We start from the raw sequence: 22,584 nt of genomic DNA, 5'->3' as shown, positions 1-22,584 counted from the left end.
TCTTGTCTTAACTGATTTCGCAGTCCCTCAATACTGTTATAAAGGTCTTCCATAAAAAAGACAGATTATGCACTTGTCGTCTAGTTTGCTATTTACTTCTGCTTATGTCCCATAGTTCCGTAGACTCTTGGAAAATTAGAGGGTATGGTGGTATAATAATACCTTTTCTAATTAATCGACGTGGTATCGGCCCTGCTATTATTGGCTCTTGATTAGGAATTTGGGCGCGTTGGAATATGTAAGACATCCACGCTGTTTTATGGGTAAGTATCAACAAATTAAAAGGTCGCAAATCGTCATTTTTTAGCCATAAAATTCCGGCTTTCTTAACTCGTTTATGAAATTCATCAACATCGCTCAAATCTTGAGGTAACAATAAAGGTGATTGCCAGATGTAATGCTTGGGTAGAGAGTAGTTTGCTGATACATCTGCCATATATAATTCATTTGCTAGAGTTTTCGATAGTAATTCACTCATTTACTAACTCCGGTTAATTCAGCTATTTTAGCAATGTCTTGAGCCATTTTATGACTAATTTTGTGATGTTCTCTTTCATAACAAATACTTTGAACATCTAAACAAGCGATCGCATTTGTAATATCGAATAATGTCTGTGCTGATATATCGTCACCATGACTATCTCGATAATAATTGAAATCCGAATTATACTCATAGCCACCGACATGACAGCGTAGTTCAGGCACCCCTTTTAATAAATCTATCCAATCTGTTAAACCTGTAAATTCATTGTATTCTGCAACTCTCGCATTAGAAATATCAAATAAAACTCCGCATCCTGTCTTAGTCAACATCGTCTGGAAAAATTCTATTTGTTTGTAACCCTCAGATGTCATCGAAGCAAAGTTTTCTAAAAGAACTTGTCTGCCTATAGAATTTTGATAACGCTCGATTCTGCGCCAAACTTCTTCTTGATTTTCATAGTTAAATTCTAAGGCTGATTTGACATATACGTTTCCTTGATGGAAAGTACAGACGCGATCCGAGACATAGAGAGGTTGAACTTCATCAACATGAAATTTCAGTCTTTGCAGAAATTCAGTAAATTCGTCGTCAGTGCGATCGAGAAATCTTGACCACATGATATGAAAAGCAATGCGAGCGCTAAAACTAGATAAATATTCTACTAATTTATCTGGAGATAAGTGACAATAATTATCCCAGAGTATTTCGACAAAAGGTAATTTACCTTGATGTCGAATAGCCTGACTAGCCTCCTCATATATAGAAAACTCTGTAAGATTATTAACGCTTAAACTCAGTTCAATAGCCATTGGCGAAACCCTGATTTTTAATATTCACATTAGCACTCATTACCCAGTCATCCAAAAGCCCCGATTTCTTAAAGAAACCGGGGAGTTTATTAGGGACTGCAACCATTGGTACTGTAGCTGCAAGTATTAAAAGAGCCATCACAGGTTCCAGAGTTGGGGTCCCAGAAAAGTACCTTGGGTTCACCCTGTTCGTTAAACAGACTCCAATCATAGGTTCCATCTTCTTTCAGATAGTATCCACCTAGTAAACGGGGAGGATACTCCTCTCCAGCAAATACATAATCTTTCATAAATTCATACTTTTCTGGGTTGTAAAACTGGAGCTTTTCGGGATCGCCAATGTAGGTCATATAAGTATCAGCAAAATCCTCATACTGGTTTGTGCGTGCGTATTCTGTGACAAACCCAAAACCATCTTGCTGATAGGTTGCTAAACTTTCTTGGTGTAAATTTGACCACTTCTCGGCAAGTTCGGGATTGTTAGCGATAATATTTTCATGCACAGGCCGACTTCGTGAGTCAGAGTTGCAATGAGTTCTTGGGGGCCAGCAAATTGTTCACCCCAAATACAAATTTGATGGGGATCTCGTTCAAAAGTGCCTTTAGCATTCGGATAGAGTTCGTTAGGTACGGGTTCATAACGAATAGCTGGACAGTTTTCTAAATGAGATAAGGGTATAGTTTCGCTAATATAGTCAGCGATGTCTTCAGTCGCTGCTATATTACTCAGTTCAAATTTACTAATCTCTGTCTGATTAATGATTTCAGGTGAAATTACTTCGCCTGTCTCAAGCTTTTGAGAAAAAGATTCTAAGTTACTCATGGTTATTAGCTCCTCGCGTTAATTTTTTAGAAACTTTTAGTAGTCTCTAGGGAGAATTCATAAATTATCCCTACCTAAGCTATTTAGTTTGGCTGAATTAAACCAAAAACTCTCTGAACCCCAAATTTTAATTGTCCGATCGCTTGCGACAAAGCTTCCAAAAACATTTCATGATCTGGGCCAATGGTGATTTGTTCATCTACCATTAAATTGGCTTGAGGTTGACCACCTTGACGGTAGGGAATACCCCTTTGTTTAGCTTGAACCAGAAGTGCATTGAGATCGGTTTCACTTTTAGGGTCAAAGACTTCAACGGTCAACTGGTTAGGAGATTCCCAACCAATCGAGGCGATCGCTTGTTTTTGAGAATTAACAATTTTTAGTGTTTTCATGGTTTTTTCTCCTAATCTTTCACTTGTATCCAAGCAGCAGCATCGTCTAAGTCACCATAAGCGATCGCTTGTCCCGGCCTTAATCTATTAATCATCGCAGACTGTTCGGGATTTAACCCCATACAATCCCCCATTGTTTGCCGATCGTCGGCTGCTACCAAGCGATGCACTATTTTCAAATTCGTATTTTTAATCGCATCAGGTATCAGCCGAGATGGAACTTGATCGACCACTAATAAACCTTGTCCATAAGCTCTAATTTCTGAGAGAATATTAGAAAACATTTCAGCGACTTTAGCTTGAGGATTAGCTTGTTCCATTGTCGCTTGACCTGTACGCAACATGATTCTATGTGCTTCCTCAATAATCAGTAAATGAGATAGCGCTCCTGCTGATGTTTTCGGAACTCTGGGAGAATCTCGTTGTGCTTGCCGATATTCATACAGAAATTGCAGAATTAAAGCCATTATAAACGATTTATCTGCATCATCCCCTAGATAGGAAATGTTGATTACCGCCGGAGGATCGAATAAATTTGACCAAGGAGTTGATTGAGATTGGTCAAATAACTTTTTCTTCCACCCCTGACGCAAACTTTGAATTCGCGTGGTTAAAGCCGCGATTAAATTATCGGCAATTTTTTCTTCATAACCTTTTCCCTTAATTACAGGTCTAATTTTATCCAACATCTGCGTCAGAGTGGGGCGGGGGGTACTAAAATCCGGTAAAGGATCGCCAAGCCAATCAAAGGGTTTTCTATAAGTAGCAAACAGAACTTCCTCCAATAACACTGGTAAAACCTCCTGCATGGGGAAGGAAGCATTAAATATGGATTTTAATCGATCTATATGAGCTAAAACTTGAGGGATTTCTTCCGTACCCAACCAGATGATATCAAAAGGATTGAGAATTAGTGGATCTAATTCTTTCATTCTCTGAGCAGAATGTTCACCAGGCATATAGATGGCGATTCTGTCAGGACTTTCTGGAGGTAATTTTTGATTGTGCGCGAGCGCCCACTCTACATACTCAGTCTTAGCAGGTTCAATCACTAAAAAAGGTATATTCAATCTTAGCATTTCGCGGATAATTTTTAAACAAGTAGTAGATTTACCACTTCCGTTAATACCCGTCACCAAAGTATGCTTTGTCAAGGTTTTCAAAGATAACTTGTATTTTAAAGGTGTCGGTTCTCCTCCATCTAATAAATCTCCTAATTGAATTTCTGCCGCATCTGAAGTAACAGGAGGATTGAGGCTAAAACTAGCTGTTGGCATTACCCGCACTCCGGGTATTTCTTGACGGGGGAGATTCACTAACAATGCTAATTCTTCCGTATTTAAAGGAGTTGTCAAGCCATTAAATAAATTTCCCAAAGGATGTTGTACATCTTTTCCCTGTTGGAGATTAACCACAGATATTTCTATCTCTGATTGTCTCAAGTCGCTGAGAGCAACTTGTACACCATTTGCCCAAACTGGATTAAGGTCATGCAGTCGCATTGGCTCAAAGCAACTTTTTTCACCATTCAAGAGAGATGTTAATTGAGTTGCTCCTTGTTGGGCTGTTATTGGGTCTTGAGCTAGTAAGTAAACACCTACATTCCAGCAGCCCATATTTCCCGACTGTTCAAAACGAGTTGTATATCTTTGTAATTGAGCTTCTACTGCTTGAGCGTGGGCGTTAATATACTCTTTGCCGATTGTGCGGGACAGACTAAAATTTTTACTAAAGCTATTGCCCCAATTAATATTTTCACTGTCCGATTGTGTTTGTTGCCAGCCTAATTTAGAGCTTAAAAAAGGTAAACCCACTGACGCAAAAGCTGCTAATAATCCAGCCGGAGGAAAGATATCAGCTAATCCGTTGGCTCCCAGCAATAAGCTGGTAGTAAAATCTGTATTGATGCCACTGATACTTTTACCTTTACTGCCACCAGAATTAGTACTTTCACTGGTTCCCTCTGTCTCTGCTAAGGAAAGGTTCATTTTAGTCAGAGAATGTACCAAACTCAATAAATTGCGGCATTGATAAATTACCCCATCAACTTCGGTTCTCTTAACAGGTTCAGCAATGACAACATAGGCATATTTTTTGCCTCTCATTCCCCGCATTAGACGATCTAAAGTTTGTGGGTAGCCTTGTCCATCGCCAGGTTTGAGAGAAGGTACACCTGTGAGCGCAACAGCATAATCCATATTATGCAAACTGGTAACAAGTGGTGATTCTTGATTATTACACCGTTTCAGCCTAGTTCCTGACCAGTTTCCTTGGATAAAATTTCCCAGGTTTTCTACAAATTGATAGGAATTGTTAATGGAACTATGACCGCGAACCCCAAAATATATGCGATTTTGCACGCCGTCACTGGTGACAATAAAAATTAGGGAATATTGTTTAGGTGCATGACAAGCTGATAAAGCAGTTTGCAAGGCTGTTAACGGTTGTTGGGTGGCAATAGCTACAGGATTACCTACCTGTTCCAACAACAGAAAGTGTGGTGTTTCTAAGAGGGTTGTTGGTGTATTGATATTCCAGATCGGATTACTTTTATCAAAAGGAATATCTAAGTAATAGCGTCCTAAACTAAACAGCAATGACAGAGACATAACATCGGCTTGTTGAATAGCCTCTGACACGGGGTGAGTGTTGTGTAATTCTATAGAATTGGGATATAGCATCGGTTTATTGAATTATTTTCGATTGTTTATGTGAGAGTTAATTAAAGATTCTAGAGCTTCTATTCTGGGTGGTTGCCTAATTCCTCTAGCGAGGGGTGCTGAAGCTCCAAATACTACTTTGTGAGAGGGTATCCATTGGCTGACTTGGTTTCTAATTAAATTAGCTTCCTGCTGAATAGTTTTGCTATCCATAGTAAATTGCTTGACATCTTCCCTATTCACATAAAGTGCTAATTGGCGATGTCCAATTGTCTCAGAATCTTTATCCCACTGGATCTGACTTTCGCGGATGCGTTGGACAATTTCTAATTCTTGCCGATAAAGTTGACCATCTCCGGTTACATAGATGACTAATTCACTATCTTGGATAGCTTCCCAAACAACTCCATTGAAGTTAGTATCATCCATTAACCCCGGTGTATCTCTGAGCGAATAACCTCTGATGTAATCTTTTTGGTTGACTTGTGTTGTTGTCCCATGTTCAGCGCCAACAGAGAAAGCTTCATAACCTAATAAAGCATTAGCTGTGCTAGATTTACCTGCGCTTGTAGCTCCTACTAAAGTAATGATTTACTTAGGGGGTTTAATTTCGACAATTTCAATTGTCTGGGTTTTAAATGTAACTGTGGAAGTTGGGGAAAACTGGGCATCTTTATTTTCGTAATAGCTAATAATTGCCTCTCCTAATGCTTTGATGATGCCACCTGCGATCGCGCCTTTAGCAGCCCATCCCGCCCAAGGTACTAAGGTTAATGCTTCCAAGGCGACGATTTGACCTGCTACGGCTGCTAAACCGACACTTGCAGCGATCGCGCCTGCTTCTTTCATCGAAAAGTCATCACCGCGATAAATTCTGCCGATGTGAAAGCACATTGTCGCTTCTATCGCCATCAAAGCAACCGAAGTAGATCCAGGAACAATTGCTGCAACGACTATTCCTGTTCCTGTTATCGCATAGTTATTGACCCATTCTCTGGCGCGCTCTTGTTTAGACATCATCAGTACCTCATCACTAATTGAATCGAGCGTGTGATTACTTATTTTTCTTTTGAATACTGAAGTAATGCTGTGAAGCAATTTCTTTACAACGTCGGATTGTGGCTCCCTTATCACCCACCCATTGGAAGTCATTACGAGCATATTCAATGGCAACTTCACCTAGAATCACAGAGCGACGATAGTGAAAAGCTGACTAGAATTAATTCGTGCTTGTTGACTCAGATTCTCCTTAAACTTGCGACCATAATAGCGTAATTGTCTATCTAATGATAGTTGTTGCGAGCTATCTAAATTTAACCTCTCAGCGATAGAGTCTGCAATTACCCGATCGAAATGATTCCCCCCATAAGCTGCACCGAAATAGCGAATATCCTGCAAACCTTCAGCCGTCAAATTTCCCGCTACCAGATCGGTAGTGCCACCACCAATATCAACAATCAGAGTATATCCTGTTGCTAATTCTTGTAATTGGTTAGTCTGAAATAAACTAATCAAAGCTGCCTCTGGTTCCGCTACAAAATGGATATTGTCGTGCAATCTAGCGGGAAAATAAGCTCTAATTGTTACAGCAAAATCATTGAGGATTTCTCCTTCAATTTCACCATTACTTTTTGTTTTACCCCAATGTACGGGGTGAGTAAAAATAAACTGGTTATTAGTTGCTAAACAGTTGGGTTTTTCCTCTTGGAGTCGCTCTACTACTTTTGAGAGCAGTTTTCCTGTATAGCTTAATGCTTCTTGGTGAGTGTAACGTCTATTCGGGTCAGATGCTACAACCGTTTGAGTGTTACCCAAACATAATTTAAAAGCATCTAGCAAATTTACGCCTATAGACGATTCATGGTGAGCTATTTCTTCATAGGCTCTTTCTCCACAAGCTAAAATTTTGCTACCTTTATCCAGCAATAAAGCAGCAGATAAGTAATGTCGGGCTGGATCGCAAATTGTTAGAGATAAAGGTTGTGGAGCTTGAGATTTGTCTGACGCATTGAACTGGAAAAAGCGCCAGTGAGTTGTACCCAAATCAATACCATAATTATTGCGATAATTCAAGAGGTTACCTCACTTTGAATTAGGTTTTTTACAGAACTAATTTGAGATAGAGAAATCCTTCAGCCAAAGCACTTAAAGTAAAATGCTTAGTGCGTTGGCTCTTAGTGGATTGTCTCTCTCAGCTTTCCTGCTACTCCTATATCGGGCTAGGTTTGGAGAAATATGCAGGACAGCTAAAAAAATTTTTCGTTAGGCCGCAAAATCTTCTGTATGGCTAGCATTCCCCGCAGCGACTTTGACACTGAAGCGCTCTTCGGCGAATTAGATCCTTGAGTCGGCATAAGTTTGTATTTCTCCTGTATTTCAAACTAAAGTTGGCACAGGAAGCTAATTTCTGTATGTATCCTGACTTTCCCACAGAAGTAGTCGTGTCTATCAGCTTGCCTGTTATCTATGTATCGGATCGGGTTTGGAGAAATATGCAGCCTCAATCAAAAAAATTTTTGGCCTTAACTCACAAAGTCCTCTGTGTAGCTAGCGTCCCCTAACGCAACTTTGACACTGAAGCGATCGCCAACTTCGACGCTAAACTCTAATTAAATCCAGTTATCAGCACTTCTAGCCTGTGCGCGATCAAAAACTTCTCCTGATTCATCCAGTTATCTTGCTCCGGGCGTAAAAAGTCGAGTAAAGGAAGAATAGCTATTGATTTGTTAAAAACATGCGGGATGATTCAACAGCCTAAATAATGGCTCGATTTTATCATAAAATGCTCGAAGAAAAATTGCCACCCGCAGCAGCGCTGAGAGCGGCACAAATATCGATGTGGCAGGAGAAACGCCAAGCTTATTCTTGGGTGGCTTTTATTCTTCAGGGCGAGTAGAAATACGAGGGTTTTTCAAATTACTACTACGTCCTGATTGCAATATCTACACTCGTCTGACACTGGTTACTGCTGCTGATTGGCCTGTGCGTTCATTGATGATAGTAATCCACTTATCGTCTTTGTCGATAATTACAGTTACCGTGTCACCAACTTCCGCACCAATACGACCTGCATAGTAAACATCATAGACATTGCCCGTAGCAGAACTCTTGATGTAAATTGAGTCACTCCAAGTTTTTGTGACAGTGAAGGATCGGCGGGATTGGGCAATTAGGAATGTAGGTGTATTTTGCCGGAAGGCTTCTGTTGTGCGATCGCGAGAAATTTCACCGTAATTAGCCAGTGCAGGCAAAGTAACTAAAGAAGTAGAAACGCTGGTTGCCAACAGAGCAGAAATAGCCACAAATTTGGTGTTTAACATGGGATAATTTACTCCTTTTTGGAGTGCAATCAAGTTGTTTCTACTTTTTTATCGGGATAGGTTGAATAGATTATGCAGTATATAGGAAAATTTTTATCCTATAGCTGTTCTGCACAGCCCAGAATCGGAAATAGCGCATCTATGACAGCTAGAGATGCGCTCAATCCAATATTTATCCGGCAGCAAGTCAGTTTTGCAAATCCACGCCGACACCCACCGCCAGCGGGCACAAAAACGAAGCCCACGAAGGCGGGCTAAAGCTTTTAAAGCCTGCGAAGGCAGGCTTTGTCTGTGTAGCGACACCCTTTAGGGTGTCCGCTACTCTATGAGACAATGTTCATGAGTTTCTCAACCAGGTGCTTCTGCAAGTTTGAGAAAGTCTCGAAATCCCTCTCCAGTTGCTTAATTCTGAGTTCCCTTATCTTATCGTTCGATATTGTCGCTGCTGCCTCCAATTTTTTTCGCACAATAGTTTCAATCAAATCCTCAAAGGTTCTGTCAATTTGCTCTTGCGCTGCTTTTGCTCTGCTCATCTTGGATTCTAGAGCTTTTGTATCTCTATCCTCCTTCGATCTCTGGCGATAATTCTCACAGTAGTCAGCAAGATCCTGAAGTTGCGTTTTTCTGACAAGAGTTAATGCCGATCTGAGGAAGTCGAGTTCAACTTGTACAGAATTGGCATCCCCGATAGCGATCGCACGTTTCACAGACGCAGGAAGTGACATATTTCCGTAGCTTAAAGAGCCACTTCTACGAGGTATAATCTGGCTGGCATACTCTACAGCCCTGTCAACTGCGGATGAGTTGTTTGCGTTTAAGTCGCGGATTATGCTTGAGTTTTCCCGATCTAAATTGTTGTCGTTCATGGTTATATTTCTCCATTAAATTAATCAATACTTAAAACATTGAATTGAATTGACTGAAGTCTAGGAGACTTCATGTTCTTTTATTCCAAATTTACCATTTTCCGGCTTTTCCTCCTGTTTAAAATCATTAACCTGCTGGGTGAAGTCATCAATACCTTTGCGTACATCTTCAAATTGTGCGTCAGTTCTAGAATTCCTAAGCTGATCGGACAAAATTTCATCTTGTATGCCCTCTTGAAATTGCTTAATTTTTTCTTGTATCTCTCGACCTGAAATACTTATCTCATGAGAGTAGTTAGACAATACATTCTCAATTTGTTTCTCGACTCGAGCGAGGACTTTTTCCCTAATAGACTTCAAGCTTTCGCTTTTCTCCGACAAAAGTTCTTGTAACATCAGGTTAAACCGATCCAAAATAATCTGGGTGACCTGTCCGCGCATTTCTAGGTATACAATCTTTTTCTTCTCAGCTTCAAAGTCTTTGATTTCCTTCATGATGCGGAAATTAGCCTCAACTTCATAGTCAATCAATTCCAAATCTTTCTCAGTGGATTTCCCATAACGGTGAATCGAACTTTTTTCATGACTTTCCATTGCTGCATCATAAATCCCATAGGGAGACATGATTTTGACAAGGATTGGCGAAGTCTCAATCATTAGGAAAATCAAGGTTACAAAGAGGTTAATGTTAGCAATGTTTGGGTCTTTTTTACCGAGACTTTCAAGAGTCTTGAGTCGCATCAATAGGCCATCCGATTTTTGTTGTTTCGCTGCAATTTCTGCTAGGTTTTTCTGGATATCTTGCTCAACTTTATCGATCTCAGCTTGGATATCTGCCACCTCTTTATCAAGCTTTGCATTCTCAGCCGAAATTTCTGTTTCAATTTTGTATAAGTTTCTTTCTAGCCCTTGTGCAATGGCACCAATTCCCTGCTTTCCTGAAGTTCCAAGTTGCTGACACTTTTGTGAAGAACTACCGGAAATTTCACAGTTATAGGCTTGACGAGCTTGTGCAATTCGTTCGTTATTCCGCTCTTTTTCTTGATTTTTCCGCTCTAGGGCAGCGTGGAGTTCTGCTAGCCGCGAATTCTTGCCAATTTCTCTCTCCTTTTCTCCAAAAATTAAGGCATTGTTATTGGCAATTTCTGAATCAATTTCTTTCTCAAAAAACTTTATTTACAGAGGCTTAGTAATCACTAGGGCTAGTATTATAGCAAGACCTAAGCGAGGTACAGCAGTTGTTAGGATATCTACCAAGCCCAGGATATTCCTCCAGCCTTTTCGTTGTTTCTTTTTAAGATTGATGATGAAAAGCCGATCGAGGTTACCGATTATTCCTAAACCCCAAAACGCACCAAACATTGCTGAAAACAACAAAGAACGAAACACTGTAAAGAAGGCATAGCCGCCTGAAAAAGATGCTAAAATTGCGGTGAATAATACTGTCAAACCAAATGAAGCATTGATAACGGCGTTTTGACTTCCGCAGAAGTGCAGATACCGATTTATCGTTTACCCAGGCAGCAAGGGGTTTTGCAGGTTATCCCATTTATTGATTTCGGCATGGCTTGGAATAGTTCCGGCAGACAGAATCCAGACTCCAACACCCTGCTGGGTGTCGGACTTGGGGTACAGTGGCGACAGAGCGATCGCTTTATTGCCCGATTTGAGTATGGCATTCCTCTAATTGAAGTTGATTCAAGCGACAGAACGTTGCAAGAAAAAGGTTTATATTTCTCCGTACAATACAGTCCCTTTTGAGGCCAGAGGTAAGATGCGACAACTACTAGGTAGCGGACAGGGGGGCAACATTGATATTAAGGCGCGATCGCTCTCAGTCACCAATGGTGCTTTTTTAGGCACTAGCACTGTGGGAAAAGGAGACGCAGGAGATATCACGATTCAGACTGAAGATAAAGTATCTTTTGATGGATTAGTATTTATTAATGACATACCTGCTGTTAGTGGAGCATTTACTGAAGTTGAGAGAAGTAGCGGTTTAGCAGAGGAATTAGTCGGTACTGGTAAAGGAGGTGATATCAGAATTACGGTTACGGCTGGTTCACTTTCACTTACCAATGGCGCTCAATTAGCGACCGCTACAGCCGGAAAAATAGGTGAACGAGGGTCAGCTGATGCTGGAAATATTGATATTGATGTTTCAGATACTCTGTTAGTTAGCGATGGCTCAGTGCTGCGCTCTAATACTACGGGAGAAGGAAGAGCAGGAAGAATAACCATTCAAGCCGAAAAAGGTGTAAACATTTTTGGTGTAGGTATGACTGAACTGCCTAGAATCGGTGCAACAAACGGAGTTTCCAGCGGTCTATACACAACTACCGAAGCCGATGCTATTGGTCAGGGTGGTGAAATTAAAGTGACTACAAATACATTTCGCCTTGCTGATGCAGCCGTTTTGAGCGCACGCACCAGAAGTTCTTTTAGAGGCGGTGATATTACAGTTAATGCCAATAACCTTGAGCTAACAGGTGGCGGACAAATTTTGGCAACTACTTTCAGTAGTGGAGATGCAGGGAGCATCAACCTCAATGTTGACGATAACATAACAATTGCTGGCAGCGATCCTAGCTTCTCTCAAAGAATAGAAACATTCGGTCAGCAAATAGTTGCCAATGATAGCTCAGCTAGTGGCTTGTTTGTTCGTTCTCAACTCAACATGCAAGCGCAAAAGCCAGGAAATGCAGGTCAAATCAATGTTACAGTTCCTTCTTTAAATTTAGAAAACCAAGGAATTATTTCCGCTGCCACTGCATCAGGCCAAGGTGGGAATATCAACTTGCAAGTACAAGACATATTGGTATTGCGTCGTGGTAGTCAAATAACTACCACCGCAGGCACCGCACAAGCAGGTGGAGATGGCGGTAATATTACTATCAACACAGATGTTTTAGTTGGACTTAATAATAGCGATATTACAGCCAATGCCTTCGGTGGGTTAGGAGGTAAAATAGAAATCACAGCTCAAGGCATTTTTGGAATACAACAACGTACAAGAGAAGAATTACAAACTCAATTAGGGATCGACGACCCTGTAAAATTAGACCCCACTCAGCTGTCTAGCAGCGACATCACTGCTATTTCGCAAACCAATCCTGCACTCAACGGTCAGATTATCTTCAATACCCCCGATGTTGACCCCAGTTCTGGATTAATCGAATTACCACAAACCATTGTAGACCCAGATGCTCTCATCGCCCAAAACCCCTGTACCTTGGGCAGAGGCAGTGAATTTATTGTCACAGGTCGCGGCGGACTTCCCCCCAGTCCTGGCGAAGCTCTTTCCAGTAGAACCGTGAGGGTAAGTTTAGTCGAACCAACTCAACCTAGCACAACTGGCTCAAACATAGACATGACCGTGCGATCGCCCCGTTCTGCTTCTCTCCCCATCGTCCCTGCACAAGGTTGGATACTGAACGAGAAAGGTCAAGTAGTTTTCACAGCTTACGATCCAACCGGCACCGCAAGCAACCGAATGAGACAAAATCCTCCTACCTGTCCGGCACGTTGAATCAGAACAAATTAACGACATTTTTCCGATTTTTTTTAACAGGAGGAAGAGCAAGTGAAAAATAATCACCCTGACCTTGATAGGAAATTAAAAAATAATAAACCAACAGGTTGGCTGAAGGCTGTCAAAAGATTATACAGACGGCGATCGCTAATTATAGCAGCATTATTATTTGTTCTTTCACTTGGTTTACCATCTGTTGTTGCCCAAGTTTCTGCACAAATACCAATAGTCGAAACTCAGCCATCGGGATTACAACTGGTACAACAGGCTAAACGCAGCTACGAAACAAAAAACTTTGCCGAAGCAGCGCGTATTTGGCAGCAGGCAGCTTCTACTTTTGCCGCAGCAGGCGATGTGTTGAACCAGGCAATGGCATTAAGCAATTTATCTTTAACATATCAGCAACTAGCAGAATGGGATAAAGCAGAGCAAGCGATCGCCCAAAGCCTTAACCTCCTGCAAACACAACAAACGACACCAGAAAAATTAAGAATCCTTGCTCAATCCCTCGATATTCAAGGACAATTACAACTAACAACCGGACAGACAGAAACAGCCCTAGAAACTTGGCAACAAGCTGCTAACACTTATGAGCAAGTTAACGACGAAGGCAGAATGGCGCAAAGCTTACTCAACCTTGCCCAAGCTCAACAAGACTTAGGTCTTTACCCTCGTTCTTGCAAAACTTTAATACAAGCTTTAGCGGTTGAAAATATAGCCTGCGAAACCTTGTCTAAAGCTACCAAATCCACCCCAGAAAAACCAGATTCTTTACTCTCCACTTTTGAAGCCTTACCAGATTCACCTATAAAAGCAACAGGGTTACGTTTACTAGGTGATTTTCTGCGCGTATCTGGTAATTTAGACCGCTCTCAAAAAGTATTACAGCTAAGTTTAGAGGTAGCACAAAGATTGCCATCTCCTATTGATGAGAATGAAGCACATATAAGTTTAGGAAATACTGCCCGCGCCCAGCGAAATACCGAGCAGGCATTAACACATTATAAACGGGCAGCTACCTCTACCTTTCCTATAATTAAAGTTCAAGCACAGCTGAATGAACTGAGTTGGCGAATTGAGAACAGAGAGCAGTTATCTGAAGCACAAGCTTTGTGGCCTCAAATCGAATCCGAACTTACTAAATTACCTGCTAGTAGAGAAGCTATCTATGCGCGAATCAACTTGGCTCAAAGTCTAATTTGCCTACAACAGCAAGCAGTTGAAAACGAAACTACAGAATCGTCATCTCCCATTATTCAGCAGTGTAATTCATTGCATAAACAAGTCCAAAAAACCAAATAATTGCCGCTATCAAATACTCCTTCAAGGTCAAAAATTGATGAAATTTTAGATAAAATTTTAATTGATGCCTTTGAACAGGCTCAAAATTTAAAAGATCGACGCGCTTCTGCTTATGCTCTTGGATATCGCGGTGCGGTATACCAACAGAGAGGAGATTTGCCTAAAGCTGAAGAATTCACAAGACAAGCTTTGAGCCTAACTTCGTCAATTAAAGCCCCTGACATTGCCTATCGCTGGCAATGGCAGTTAGGACGCCTCCGTAGAACTGAGGGAGACCCAAATGGTGCGATCGCTGCTTACACTTCAGCCTTTAAAAACCTTCAGTCATTACGAGGAGATTTAGTTAGCATTAATCCAGAAGTCCAATTTAATTTTAGGGATGGTGTGGAACCCGTTTACCGTGAGTTAGTCGATCTACTACTACAAGGTGAGGAACCTAGTCAAATTAACCTCAAGCAAGCTCGTGAGACAATTGAAGCACTCCAGTTAGCTGAATTAGATAACTTTTTCCGTGAAGCTTGCGTAAATGCAAAACCACAACAAATCGATTTATTAGTTGACTCATCACAACCTTTAACAGCTGTTTTTTATGCCATTTTTTTGAAAAACCGTTTAGAGATAATTGTTAAGTTACCTGGCAAAGATAAACCACTACAGCACTATACCACTTTTGTTAGTCAAGAAAAAGCCGAAAGCATTCTGCGAGAATTGCAGCAAGCACTCCCACAAGTTGATCGAGCTAAAGATGTTCGTAATTTATCGCAACAAGTTTACCAATGGTTAATTCAACCTGCCGAAGCAGAACTCGCGAAAAGTAACGTAAAAACCTTAGTATTTGTGCTGGATGGCTTGTTACGAAATATTCCAATGGCTGTTCTCTATAATGGGAAACAGTATCTCATTGAAAAATATGCAGTAGCACTTACTCCTGGGTTGCAGCTATTAACCCCTCGGTCTTTAGCACAAATTAAGTTAAATGCTTTGACGGCTGGAATTAGTGAAGAACTTGAAATTGAAGGAAAGGAATTTAGTAAACTGGAAAACGTCGAGTCAGAGTTAAAAGGGGTTCAGTCATCAGTATCTAGTAGTGATGAACTTGTAAATCAAAAATTTACGAACTCAGAATTCCAAAATAAACTCAACGAAGCTACTTTCTCTATAGTTCACTTGGCTACGCATGGGCAATTTAGTTCTAACCCAGAAGAAACTTTTATTCTCCTCTGGGATAGACTTCTCAAAGTTAGGGATTTAGATAACTTAGTCCGGATTAGCAACCAAAGCGGACGTCGAAATATCGAATTACTCGTACTTAGTGCTTGCCAAACTGCTGAGGGAGATAATCGAGCAGTTTTGGGACTAGCAGGAGTGGCTGTCCGTGCAGGGGCGCGCAGTACCTTGGCAACTTTATGGCCGGTGGACGATCCTTTTACTACCTTTTTTATGAGTCAATTCTACCAACAGTTAACCAAGCCAAATGTCACTAAAGCTGAAGCACTTCAAAGGGCACAGATATCTCTTTTAGCAAAGGAAAAACGACCTTATTTCTGGGCACCTTACACTTTGGTGGGAAACTGGCTTTAGTAGTATCTATTGTGAGTTGTCAGGTGTACAACAGGACAACAATGGCTCTTCGACAAGCTTTTCTAAGCCAACCTCTTTCAATAAATTAGTCCAGTCCTCCCTTAAATTAGCATTCTCAGGAGCAGTCCGACGCCGAGCGGCTAAATTGGTCAGTAAATCGTACCAAATACTATTAGCAGCGTAAGCATTTTCTGGAACCCGTTCTATTTGCCCTTCAACAAAAAAATACAAATATGTATTCTTAGGTAGGCAATAAATTTTGAAGTACCAACGATACCTTTCGCCAATTTTTAGAGATATTGGTTGGATTGAAGGCAGACTAACCTTAATAATACCCGATGTTTCAGGAAGAGTAAAACTGGTTTTATATATATCGCTCTCGCTACTATCCTGCAATATAAATTCCGCAGAGCGTGCGTTTTCTGGCAGCGCAGGAACATGAAACCAAAAAGTAGGGTAGTTAGATACAGTTAACCCCAAGTTATTGCCAGGTACTAAGGCAATCAGAGGCTTATCCGTATTAATTATAGGACAACCGCTGCGGCTTGCTGCTCCTTTACGCCGCCCGCTGGGTGCCCCTCGGTCTGGTAATTGTGGCGGAACGAAGCGTACTGGTGTCTGAGCTATAGTGTTCTCGGAATTAGGGGACTGCGATCCTAATGTGGGGTGTAAAGCTGCTAAGCTTACAAGTATCAACGCTAATGTTAAGATAATTCCTGATTGCTGATATAGCCACTTCATAGCGATCGTTCCCCCATTCGGCTGTTTATGATTGTTGCTTGTTTTGTGCTGCCATGTAAGCTAGTATGACACCGCCTGTTCCCACTAAAGCTAGTGCAGCTGGTACTAACGGTATCCACCCAGCTTGTGTAAAAATGGACCAGCAAATTAGGAGTAATGTCCCTAGTGCCGCACCCCCACCCAGTGCTTGATATCGGAGGAGTAGACGGCTCGAACTTACAATTCCTCCTACCAGTGACCATCCCCATATCCATAGAGATTCGCCCCACAAAGGCCATACCCATATCAGTGACCTATTATCCAAAGCTGCACTAATAATTTGACTTACCATCTGTGCTTGAATGATTACACCGGGTATTTTCTGGTTAGGTTTAGCACCATAGGGTGTAGACCAATAGTCACCAGCGTTGGTGGTAGTAACACCAATCACAACGATTCGATCTTTAACAGCATTTGGGTCAATTCCATTAGTCAAAAATTCTCTGAGACTGATTTGGGGAGCTATGTTTTGAGGAGAGCGGTAAGAGCGGTAGTTAAGCAGTACTTGATAACCCCAAGCATCCACTCTTTTGTAACCCCCTGTGCGAGTTTCCAACGGTTTAAAAGAGATTTTACCAAATTGCAAATAACCTTCTGGAGTGACTTGGGGCTGAATACCTTGCTTGGCGAGATAGTGCATAGCTAACTGAAGACTCAGGGCATATTTTGTACGACAAGGAGATGCGGGGTCTGGAGTCAAATGTAAAAGTTGGCGGCGGAGAACATCATCATCATCAACTACCACATCGCTAAAACCTAGACGCTCTTCTGAAACTTCATGAGGAGGTCTAATACCAGGAGCGTTGGCTTCAGGGTCGCTGTGCTTGCAAACAGCAATAAAGTTATTATTCTGCCGTAACTGCTTTGCTAACTCTACCTGCTCGCGTCTTACAGGAAAATCCCGATAGATATCTAAACCAATAACTCGTGGTTGATAGACTTCTAGTTTCTTCAATAGTTGATTAAGTGCTGCATCAGCTAGCGACCACCGCTTTTCCATCCCCATCCGATCCTGATATTGCAGGTCGGCTTCATCAATTGTGATAACCAAAAGGCGACGGTCTGGCCCTTCATCTGGTCGCAGTCTCATCATCCGGTCATAAGCCTTTAACTCCAGTGGTTGCAACCATCCCAATTGTCGCACCCCCAGCACTAAGGCTGTAATTGCTACACTAGCAACCAAGGCGGGATGTGTGAGAATTCTTGTTACTGGGTGGGGTTTTGGGGGGTCGCTTTCTATATTGATTGGTGGAATAGTGCGATCGCTTTCTATCCCATCGCGCAACTGTTGCCAAGTTGGAGGCACAGAGGCAGGATGCTGACAAATAATTGGCAACCAACTAGCAGCAGGAAAGTCATCTTCTAACCCTTGTAGTCTTTCCCGTGCCGCTCTCACTGCCAAATATAAAGGCTTACCATCAGCAAATTCTTGCAAGAAATACTTCAAAAATTCTTGTGCCACTAAATCCGGTACAGGCTCTCGCATGACAATAATTTGGGGAATATGCAAATCTGCCAAAGCGCGTGCTAACCCCAACCCATCACAAGAGTTAAAAATTGCCAGTTTCAAACCCCGCTTAACTGCTTTTTGGAGCGCATACTTTAACTCTTGAATCGTTAAACTATCAGTCTGGTTGATCTCAATTCGACCCGTTTCACCCTCAGTTTGACTATGCCCAGCAAAGAATAAGATATCCCAGCTTTTTTCCCACAGATGGTCATTTAACGACTTGCGTTGCGGCTCCACGAGAAATTCTGATTTTGCTCCCTGTAAATTTTCCAGCATTTCTCTGTCTTTTTGAACATCAATTCCTTTACTATTTCCCAAAATCGCCAAAATGTTTATTTGACCCTCACTCCTATATTGCCGAGGAATGACACGATACTCCGAGCTACTTAAAGCTATTTCTGCCTTCGAGTAATCTTTAAAAAAATTCCACAAATGCCAGGGAAGCCGCTGCGTTAAATCATCATCCACTTGAATCAAAAACCTAATTTTTGATCCTGTATTTAATTCCCTGCCTAATTCGCGGTCGATCTGCTGAAATTCTTCCGATTTTAACCAACTATTCAGCAATTTCTCTAATTGCTCACATAAATTTTAAAAATCCTTGTCAGAAACATTAGTTACACCCTCTTCTTCAATTTCCAGCGCCGAACGACTCCTCAAACGTTGAGAAAGTCCTTCATAGAGTAACTTCCATTTCTCATAAGTCTTAAGCAGTTCTGGTGCAGCACGTAAACTGCCTTTAAATTGACCCACAACAGAGGTGTTAGTTCTCCATATCTGGGCAATTACTGACGGAAAACCAACATTCAGATCGCCATTCCCCAGATTTAAGACAACTAACACACTCATTGCTATTCCTCGCAGAGAAAGTTAAATTTCAAACTCTTCCGTCAGACTAACATCACCGAGAGCTACTTGAACGCTAAATGATGTTCCGGGTATGCCTTTAAACCGCTTGAGTTGAATGAAGTTATCTAGGTTTCTCGATTGCACTTCCTGGCGAATTTCTCCTGATTCAAGTAAAGCTAGTCTGACATAGGATGGTAAATGCTTTTCACCTTCCGGCGGATGCACTTGTACCCGGATACCTACTTTATCATCCGCATCGGCTGTAAGAGCAACCAGCATTACAAGAGATTTATTTCCTAATTGTACGCCCAAATCGATTAGTTTAGCCTGCCTTACAGTATTTTCTTCCGTAACAGAACTACTCCTGTATCTCAAAGCTAACTTCTGTTGTTCGGGTGCTAATAAAGCTTCAATTGTTTGCCACCCAGCTTGAACTGTGTTGACAAAGTTGTTTTGTAACCAGTTGCTTAATTTCACAACCTTTTTGTTACGTAAATTGTACAACTGTTGCCTAGATTTAGGCTCTGACAATATTGCAGCCCATTGTTCAAAGTTTATTTTTAAACGAGGAGAACAAGGAGAGGGACGACTAAGTTGCTGCACAAGTTTTTCCGCTTCCTTCGTTGACAAAATAGGGAGAGACTTTACCAAGGCTTTTTCATCCGCGCCCAGTTCCAACGCTATCCATAACACTTCCAAATCAGCAATTAAATCCTGCCCTTCTAGACAATAGGTGCGAGCAAGCCTATCGTAATTTTCCGGCTGTTTTAACTGTTGATGAGTAGCATATCCCCACACCCGCAACCAACCGTCATCTGGGTGAATTTGTACGGCTAAATAATAGTCTGCTGCCCAACTAGGAATATCTACCCATTCTTGAGTAACGCAGAACTCTTCTGTATTATTAGCTTCACTGGGAATCAAAACAATTCTCTTTTCTCCAATATTTATGGCTGTACCATTGACAAATTCCCAAAAATTTGGTAACGCTTTATCACTGGGAAATACTTTTACTTCTGCTTCCGTATTTTCTGGGAACCAATGAATTAGTTTACTCAAGCAAAGTTGATTTAGATAAGCATTCCACCTAGCTGAATCATTAGAGTATTCGTTCTCAGAAGGCCATGCTTTATCCTGGTCTTGGCTAGAAAATTCTAGACAAAGTTGATCTGAATAAATTAGGTTTAATTCTGTTAGACTGAATTTCATGACTATACCCCCGCTTTGTCTTTGGTCAACCATTCTTCAACAAATTTAGCGATATCTTGATTTTCTTCATCTAAAAATTCAGCCTTAGCTCGAACAACTGAAGTCATAAACTCAGCTAGTCTTTGATTGACTAAATCTACAGCCAATGTTTTCGCTAAATTTAGCGTACTCAAGGCTTCATACAGAATTTGATCCACCTCTGCTGTTAATTGACTGCCCACATAGTCTGTCAATCGATATCCCAGATGTTCCTTAAGTTTCTCAAGTCTTTGACTGACTTCAGTTTCGGGGATTTTTAGGTAATTAGCTCCAGCCTTCAGATCAAACTTACCCTTGTTATAGCACTTTTGTACCAGTTGTACATCGCCATTGAGTTCGTTATTAAGGGTATTGGATAAAAAATATACGAACTGATCTCTGCAATAATCCTCCAACCACAAATCCATCTTTTTTGACTTCTGATTAATTTCTTGAGCAGTCATTGACTGACCCAAATATTTGATCAAATACCGTAATAACGAGCTACGCCAAGCTTTGATTTTGTTAGCAATTTGATTCCGTTCAATTCCAAACAACTCCCCAACATCACGCTGATTAAATCCTAAGCCATGCCAAAGTCTCAACATGATTTGAGCCTCTTTTGGTAGGGCGGTAAAGGCATTTGATAGGCATTCTCCGATCTCTGCATTCTCAAGCACCTCAATTCCTGCCTCAGTTTCAAAAATCGTTTCTCGATCGGGAATCGAACTAAACTCGTCTAGCTCAGATATCTGAATTTCGCTACTATTTCGTAAGGCTCTAACGCAGGTTTTCAGCAATCCATCAATGCTTTGAGCAGTCATTGACGGGGTCAGTTTATGCTGTATTGCTTTCTGATTGTATTCATCAGCAATGTTGTTCAGATGCTCGGCATTAGGCCACAATAGTTTCTTCCTGCCTCTAGGTGTAGTAGGAGTATAAACTTTATAAAAGCTTTTCCAAGCTAGGAGACAGCGTGCTAGTTGGGTTTCATTAACACCAGCCCTTAGTAATAATTCCTCATTCAGCGAACTAATCCCCTCTTGTTGCAAAGCTTGTTCCATCGAAGTTTCAGTCTGCCGTCTCAGCAATCCAGCATCAGAATAGGTCTTTTCACCTGTGATTTCTGAGATAGCTGTTGTGAGTTTTAACTGACTCCAGTTTTTGATGCTTTTGAGGCTATTACTACGGCTAGAGTCGTAGCCTTGCAAAATATTTTCTGGTTTAGCAGCTATGACTCTCGCCATTTGAAAGTATTCCTGAAACAAATAGGAATAGGATGATTTACCCGCTCGCTTTAGGGCTAATTTGTGGGCAACCCAAAAGCAACTTTCTTCAAAATAAGCTGCTAAATGCAATCTAGCTAGTGAATTAGGCTGTTTTTGGGATTCATTCATCCAGTATTCAGCCAAATTTCGCTCGTTAGCTGTCGGGGTTAACTGAATAATTATCCTAGCATTATGTTGTAATTATCGGTGCGATCGCCAAGGAGCATCTGGAACAACGAGATGATTATTCGCCCATTTAAGTTGGAGATAAGCCGAAAACATTTTCTCCTCATTTTCTCGTTCAATTTTCATCGCCTTTCTTATCCTCACAACGATTGGTATTAACCCAAAAGTAAATCCATCTAACCATCAACTAATTCCTCTTTGCTTGCGGGCGGCGATCGCTTGTTCCAACAAACCCAGCGCTCCATTTGGTAAAATCTCTTGTAGATTCAACAATAATCTTTCCCCCAACTCTTTTTCACCCGGATCTTCGCCTATTTCCAACACTGTTTTGAGTCGTGGCATAGCCAGTTCATCCACCAAGCGAATCAAACTATCTAAACATCTGTCAAACTGTCTTTGCGTCAGTATACCATCCTCCAAAGGAAAATCAATTGATGCGCGAACTTCCCCATCCACTAAGTCATACTCCCACCGCACCATCTTAGTATCCCAAGAGAGTGCTAGTAGAGTTTGAAACAACACACCTTTATATATGTGGTCTTTTATCCCCGTCAGTAGTTCGGGCGCTACCATCTGGAAATACTCGCCGTTCTCTTTTAAGTTAATGAAAATCCAAAAATCTTCGACGTTTTCAGCTTTTACGCCTGTAATAATGCGCTCATTCTCTTCATCGAGTTTGTATTTCCAGGCACGTTCATCGAGATACTGTGCAATCTGTGGTAAAGTCGTTCCCATAATCACCTCTTGTCTTAACCCCGTTACTTTCTGTCTGTATATCGGGAGAGGTTTAGAGAAATATGTAACCCCTTTCTCATTTCGCTTCGCCAATGAGGGTAAAAGCTGCCCAGTCCTTGGGGTTGGAGTGTGTTTTGATGGTGGTAAGCATCGCCTGACACAGTGCTTGTGCTTTACCAGGACTCCTCTGCATCTGGCGATAGAATTCGGTCATCAAGGATACTGTCGGTGCATGAACTTGTAATTATCCACAGTATTCC

22 protein-coding genes and 2 pseudogenes are annotated in these 22,584 nt (G+C 41.3%); 5 read left to right on the top strand and 19 right to left on the bottom strand.

Features of this window, described 5'->3' with window-relative positions; all coding sequences use genetic code 11:
• Positions 1 to 88: 88 nt before the first annotated feature.
• The 9 genes from MiSe_RS24415 to MiSe_RS24375 form a co-directional block, all read right to left on the bottom strand.
• Positions 89 to 478, bottom strand: a complete 390-nt coding sequence (locus tag MiSe_RS24415) for a hypothetical protein (RefSeq protein WP_226585709.1) — start codon at positions 476 to 478, stop codon at positions 89 to 91.
• Complete coding sequence (locus tag MiSe_RS24410; RefSeq protein WP_226585707.1) at positions 475 to 1,293, bottom strand: multinuclear nonheme iron-dependent oxidase; 819 nt, start codon at positions 1,291 to 1,293, stop codon at positions 475 to 477. The genes MiSe_RS24415 and MiSe_RS24410 overlap by 4 nt, the downstream gene beginning before the upstream one ends.
• 89 nt (positions 1,294 to 1,382) lie before the next feature.
• The gene (locus MiSe_RS24405) at positions 1,383 to 1,796 is read right to left on the bottom strand and encodes a hypothetical protein (protein ID WP_226585705.1); all 414 of its coding nucleotides are present in this window, start codon (positions 1,794 to 1,796) and stop codon (positions 1,383 to 1,385) included.
• Entirely contained in the window at positions 1,724 to 2,116 is a 393-nt protein-coding gene (locus tag MiSe_RS24400) for a hypothetical protein (RefSeq protein WP_226585704.1), read from the bottom strand. Before MiSe_RS24400 ends, MiSe_RS24405 begins: the two co-directional genes overlap by 73 nt.
• An 83-nt stretch (positions 2,117 to 2,199) precedes the next feature.
• Positions 2,200 to 2,508: a hypothetical protein gene (locus MiSe_RS24395; protein ID WP_226585702.1), complete on the bottom strand. Its 309-nt coding sequence runs from the start codon at positions 2,506 to 2,508 to the stop codon at positions 2,200 to 2,202.
• Positions 2,509 to 2,519: 11 nt separating this feature from the next.
• A complete protein-coding gene (locus MiSe_RS24390) occupies positions 2,520 to 5,189 on the bottom strand; it encodes an ATP-binding protein (RefSeq protein WP_226585700.1) in 2,670 nt (889 codons plus the stop codon).
• A gap of 12 nt (positions 5,190 to 5,201) precedes the next feature.
• Positions 5,202 to 5,756 carry a GTPase gene (locus MiSe_RS24385; RefSeq protein ID WP_226585724.1) on the bottom strand — a complete coding sequence of 185 codons (555 nt, stop codon included), beginning with the start codon at positions 5,754 to 5,756 and terminating at the stop codon, positions 5,202 to 5,204.
• Between the two features lie 3 nt (positions 5,757 to 5,759).
• Complete coding sequence (locus MiSe_RS24380; protein WP_226585698.1) at positions 5,760 to 6,188, bottom strand: hypothetical protein; 429 nt, start codon at positions 6,186 to 6,188, stop codon at positions 5,760 to 5,762.
• 165 nt (positions 6,189 to 6,353) lie between these two features.
• Positions 6,354 to 7,241 carry an Hsp70 family protein gene (locus MiSe_RS24375; RefSeq protein WP_226585696.1) on the bottom strand — a complete coding sequence of 296 codons (888 nt, stop codon included), beginning with the start codon at positions 7,239 to 7,241 and terminating at the stop codon, positions 6,354 to 6,356.
• A 688-nt stretch (positions 7,242 to 7,929) separates the two neighbouring features.
• Here MiSe_RS24375 and MiSe_RS24370 point away from each other — a divergent pair.
• The gene (locus MiSe_RS24370) at positions 7,930 to 8,064 is read left to right on the top strand and encodes a CHAT domain-containing protein (protein WP_226585695.1); all 135 of its coding nucleotides are present in this window, start codon (positions 7,930 to 7,932) and stop codon (positions 8,062 to 8,064) included.
• A 46-nt stretch (positions 8,065 to 8,110) separates the two neighbouring features.
• On the opposite strand, the gene MiSe_RS24365 is transcribed toward MiSe_RS24370, so the two are convergent.
• The 3 genes and pseudogenes from MiSe_RS24365 to MiSe_RS24355 all read right to left on the bottom strand — a co-directional run bounded on the left by MiSe_RS24365 (position 8,111) and on the right by MiSe_RS24355 (position 10,803).
• A complete protein-coding gene (locus MiSe_RS24365) occupies positions 8,111 to 8,488 on the bottom strand; it encodes a hypothetical protein (RefSeq protein WP_226585694.1) in 378 nt (125 codons plus the stop codon).
• 323 nt (positions 8,489 to 8,811) lie between these two features.
• On the bottom strand, positions 8,812 to 9,354 hold the full coding sequence (locus MiSe_RS24360; protein WP_226585693.1) for a hypothetical protein: 543 nt from the start codon (positions 9,352 to 9,354) through the stop codon (positions 8,812 to 8,814).
• 60 nt (positions 9,355 to 9,414) lie between these two features.
• Positions 9,415 to 10,803: pseudogene (locus MiSe_RS24355) on the bottom strand (DUF4407 domain-containing protein).
• A 27-nt stretch (positions 10,804 to 10,830) separates the two neighbouring features.
• Here MiSe_RS24355 and MiSe_RS24350 point away from each other — a divergent pair.
• Genes MiSe_RS24350 through MiSe_RS24335 form a run of 4 tightly spaced genes read left to right on the top strand, consistent with a single transcriptional unit; the run spans position 10,831 to position 15,769 of the window.
• The gene (locus tag MiSe_RS24350) at positions 10,831 to 11,115 is read left to right on the top strand and encodes a BamA/TamA family outer membrane protein (RefSeq protein ID WP_226585692.1); all 285 of its coding nucleotides are present in this window, start codon (positions 10,831 to 10,833) and stop codon (positions 11,113 to 11,115) included.
• 13 nt (positions 11,116 to 11,128) lie between these two features.
• On the top strand, positions 11,129 to 12,883 hold the full coding sequence (locus MiSe_RS24345; RefSeq protein WP_226585691.1) for a beta strand repeat-containing protein: 1,755 nt from the start codon (positions 11,129 to 11,131) through the stop codon (positions 12,881 to 12,883).
• Positions 12,884 to 12,937: 54 nt separating this feature from the next.
• Positions 12,938 to 14,188 (top strand): tetratricopeptide repeat protein, encoded by a 1,251-nt coding sequence (locus tag MiSe_RS24340; protein ID WP_226585689.1) that lies wholly within the window; start codon positions 12,938 to 12,940, stop codon positions 14,186 to 14,188.
• Positions 14,189 to 15,769 carry a CHAT domain-containing protein gene (locus MiSe_RS24335; protein WP_226585687.1) on the top strand — a complete coding sequence of 527 codons (1,581 nt, stop codon included), beginning with the start codon at positions 14,189 to 14,191 and terminating at the stop codon, positions 15,767 to 15,769. It begins immediately after the preceding gene.
• A gap of 6 nt (positions 15,770 to 15,775) precedes the next feature.
• Here MiSe_RS24335 and MiSe_RS24330 read toward each other — a convergent pair whose 3' ends face one another.
• From MiSe_RS24330 to MiSe_RS24300, 7 genes and pseudogenes are all read right to left on the bottom strand, one after another.
• The gene (locus tag MiSe_RS24330; protein WP_226585685.1) at positions 15,776 to 16,510 is read right to left on the bottom strand and encodes a DUF928 domain-containing protein; all 735 of its coding nucleotides are present in this window, start codon (positions 16,508 to 16,510) and stop codon (positions 15,776 to 15,778) included.
• A gap of 25 nt (positions 16,511 to 16,535) precedes the next feature.
• Positions 16,536 to 18,626 (bottom strand): CHASE2 domain-containing protein, encoded by a 2,091-nt coding sequence (locus MiSe_RS24325; RefSeq protein WP_226585684.1) that lies wholly within the window; start codon positions 18,624 to 18,626, stop codon positions 16,536 to 16,538.
• A gap of 24 nt (positions 18,627 to 18,650) precedes the next feature.
• Positions 18,651 to 18,908 carry a hypothetical protein gene (locus MiSe_RS24320; protein WP_226585683.1) on the bottom strand — a complete coding sequence of 86 codons (258 nt, stop codon included), beginning with the start codon at positions 18,906 to 18,908 and terminating at the stop codon, positions 18,651 to 18,653.
• A gap of 21 nt (positions 18,909 to 18,929) precedes the next feature.
• On the bottom strand, positions 18,930 to 20,117 hold the full coding sequence (locus MiSe_RS24315) for a DUF1822 family protein (RefSeq protein ID WP_226585682.1): 1,188 nt from the start codon (positions 20,115 to 20,117) through the stop codon (positions 18,930 to 18,932).
• Between the two features lie 2 nt (positions 20,118 to 20,119).
• Complete coding sequence (locus MiSe_RS24310) at positions 20,120 to 21,532, bottom strand: sigma-70 RNA polymerase sigma factor region 4 domain-containing protein (RefSeq protein WP_226585681.1); 1,413 nt, start codon at positions 21,530 to 21,532, stop codon at positions 20,120 to 20,122.
• Between the two features lie 240 nt (positions 21,533 to 21,772).
• The gene (locus MiSe_RS24305; RefSeq protein WP_226585680.1) at positions 21,773 to 22,324 is read right to left on the bottom strand and encodes a type III secretion system chaperone family protein; all 552 of its coding nucleotides are present in this window, start codon (positions 22,322 to 22,324) and stop codon (positions 21,773 to 21,775) included.
• A gap of 76 nt (positions 22,325 to 22,400) precedes the next feature.
• Positions 22,401 to 22,556: pseudogene (locus MiSe_RS24300) on the bottom strand (CHAT domain-containing protein); the annotation flags it as partial.
• Between the last annotated feature and the right edge of the window lie 28 nt (positions 22,557 to 22,584).

The organism is Microseira wollei NIES-4236, assembly GCF_020521235.1.
Taxonomy (GTDB): Bacteria; Cyanobacteriota; Cyanobacteriia; order Cyanobacteriales; family Aerosakkonemataceae; genus Microseira; species Microseira wollei.
The sequence above is the reverse complement of the archived record's forward strand: the minus strand, read 5'-3'. Positions and strand labels throughout refer to the sequence as shown.

Excerpts from the sequence above, each read along its gene's own strand:
- MiSe_RS24415 (WP_226585709.1), bottom strand. The coding sequence starts at position 478 with ATGAGTGAATTACTATCGAAAACTCTAGCAAATGAATTATATATGGCA.
- MiSe_RS24410 (WP_226585707.1), bottom strand. The coding sequence starts at position 1,293 with ATGGCTATTGAACTGAGTTTAAGCGTTAATAATCTTACAGAGTTTTCT.
- MiSe_RS24400 (WP_226585704.1), bottom strand. The coding sequence starts at position 2,116 with ATGAGTAACTTAGAATCTTTTTCTCAAAAGCTTGAGACAGGCGAAGTA.
- MiSe_RS24395 (WP_226585702.1), bottom strand. The coding sequence starts at position 2,508 with ATGAAAACACTAAAAATTGTTAATTCTCAAAAACAAGCGATCGCCTCG.
- MiSe_RS24390 (WP_226585700.1), bottom strand. The coding sequence starts at position 5,189 with ATGCTATATCCCAATTCTATAGAATTACACAACACTCACCCCGTGTCA.
- MiSe_RS24380 (WP_226585698.1), bottom strand. The coding sequence starts at position 6,188 with ATGATGTCTAAACAAGAGCGCGCCAGAGAATGGGTCAATAACTATGCG.
- MiSe_RS24370 (WP_226585695.1), top strand. The coding sequence starts at position 7,930 with ATGGCTCGATTTTATCATAAAATGCTCGAAGAAAAATTGCCACCCGCA.
- MiSe_RS24365 (WP_226585694.1), bottom strand. The coding sequence starts at position 8,488 with ATGTTAAACACCAAATTTGTGGCTATTTCTGCTCTGTTGGCAACCAGC.
- MiSe_RS24360 (WP_226585693.1), bottom strand. The coding sequence starts at position 9,354 with ATGAACGACAACAATTTAGATCGGGAAAACTCAAGCATAATCCGCGAC.
- MiSe_RS24345 (WP_226585691.1), top strand. The coding sequence starts at position 11,129 with ATGCGACAACTACTAGGTAGCGGACAGGGGGGCAACATTGATATTAAG.
- MiSe_RS24330 (WP_226585685.1), bottom strand. The coding sequence starts at position 16,510 with ATGAAGTGGCTATATCAGCAATCAGGAATTATCTTAACATTAGCGTTG.
- MiSe_RS24320 (WP_226585683.1), bottom strand. The coding sequence starts at position 18,908 with ATGAGTGTGTTAGTTGTCTTAAATCTGGGGAATGGCGATCTGAATGTT.
- MiSe_RS24315 (WP_226585682.1), bottom strand. The coding sequence starts at position 20,117 with ATGAAATTCAGTCTAACAGAATTAAACCTAATTTATTCAGATCAACTT.
- MiSe_RS24310 (WP_226585681.1), bottom strand. The coding sequence starts at position 21,532 with ATGAATGAATCCCAAAAACAGCCTAATTCACTAGCTAGATTGCATTTA.
- MiSe_RS24305 (WP_226585680.1), bottom strand. The coding sequence starts at position 22,324 with ATGGGAACGACTTTACCACAGATTGCACAGTATCTCGATGAACGTGCC.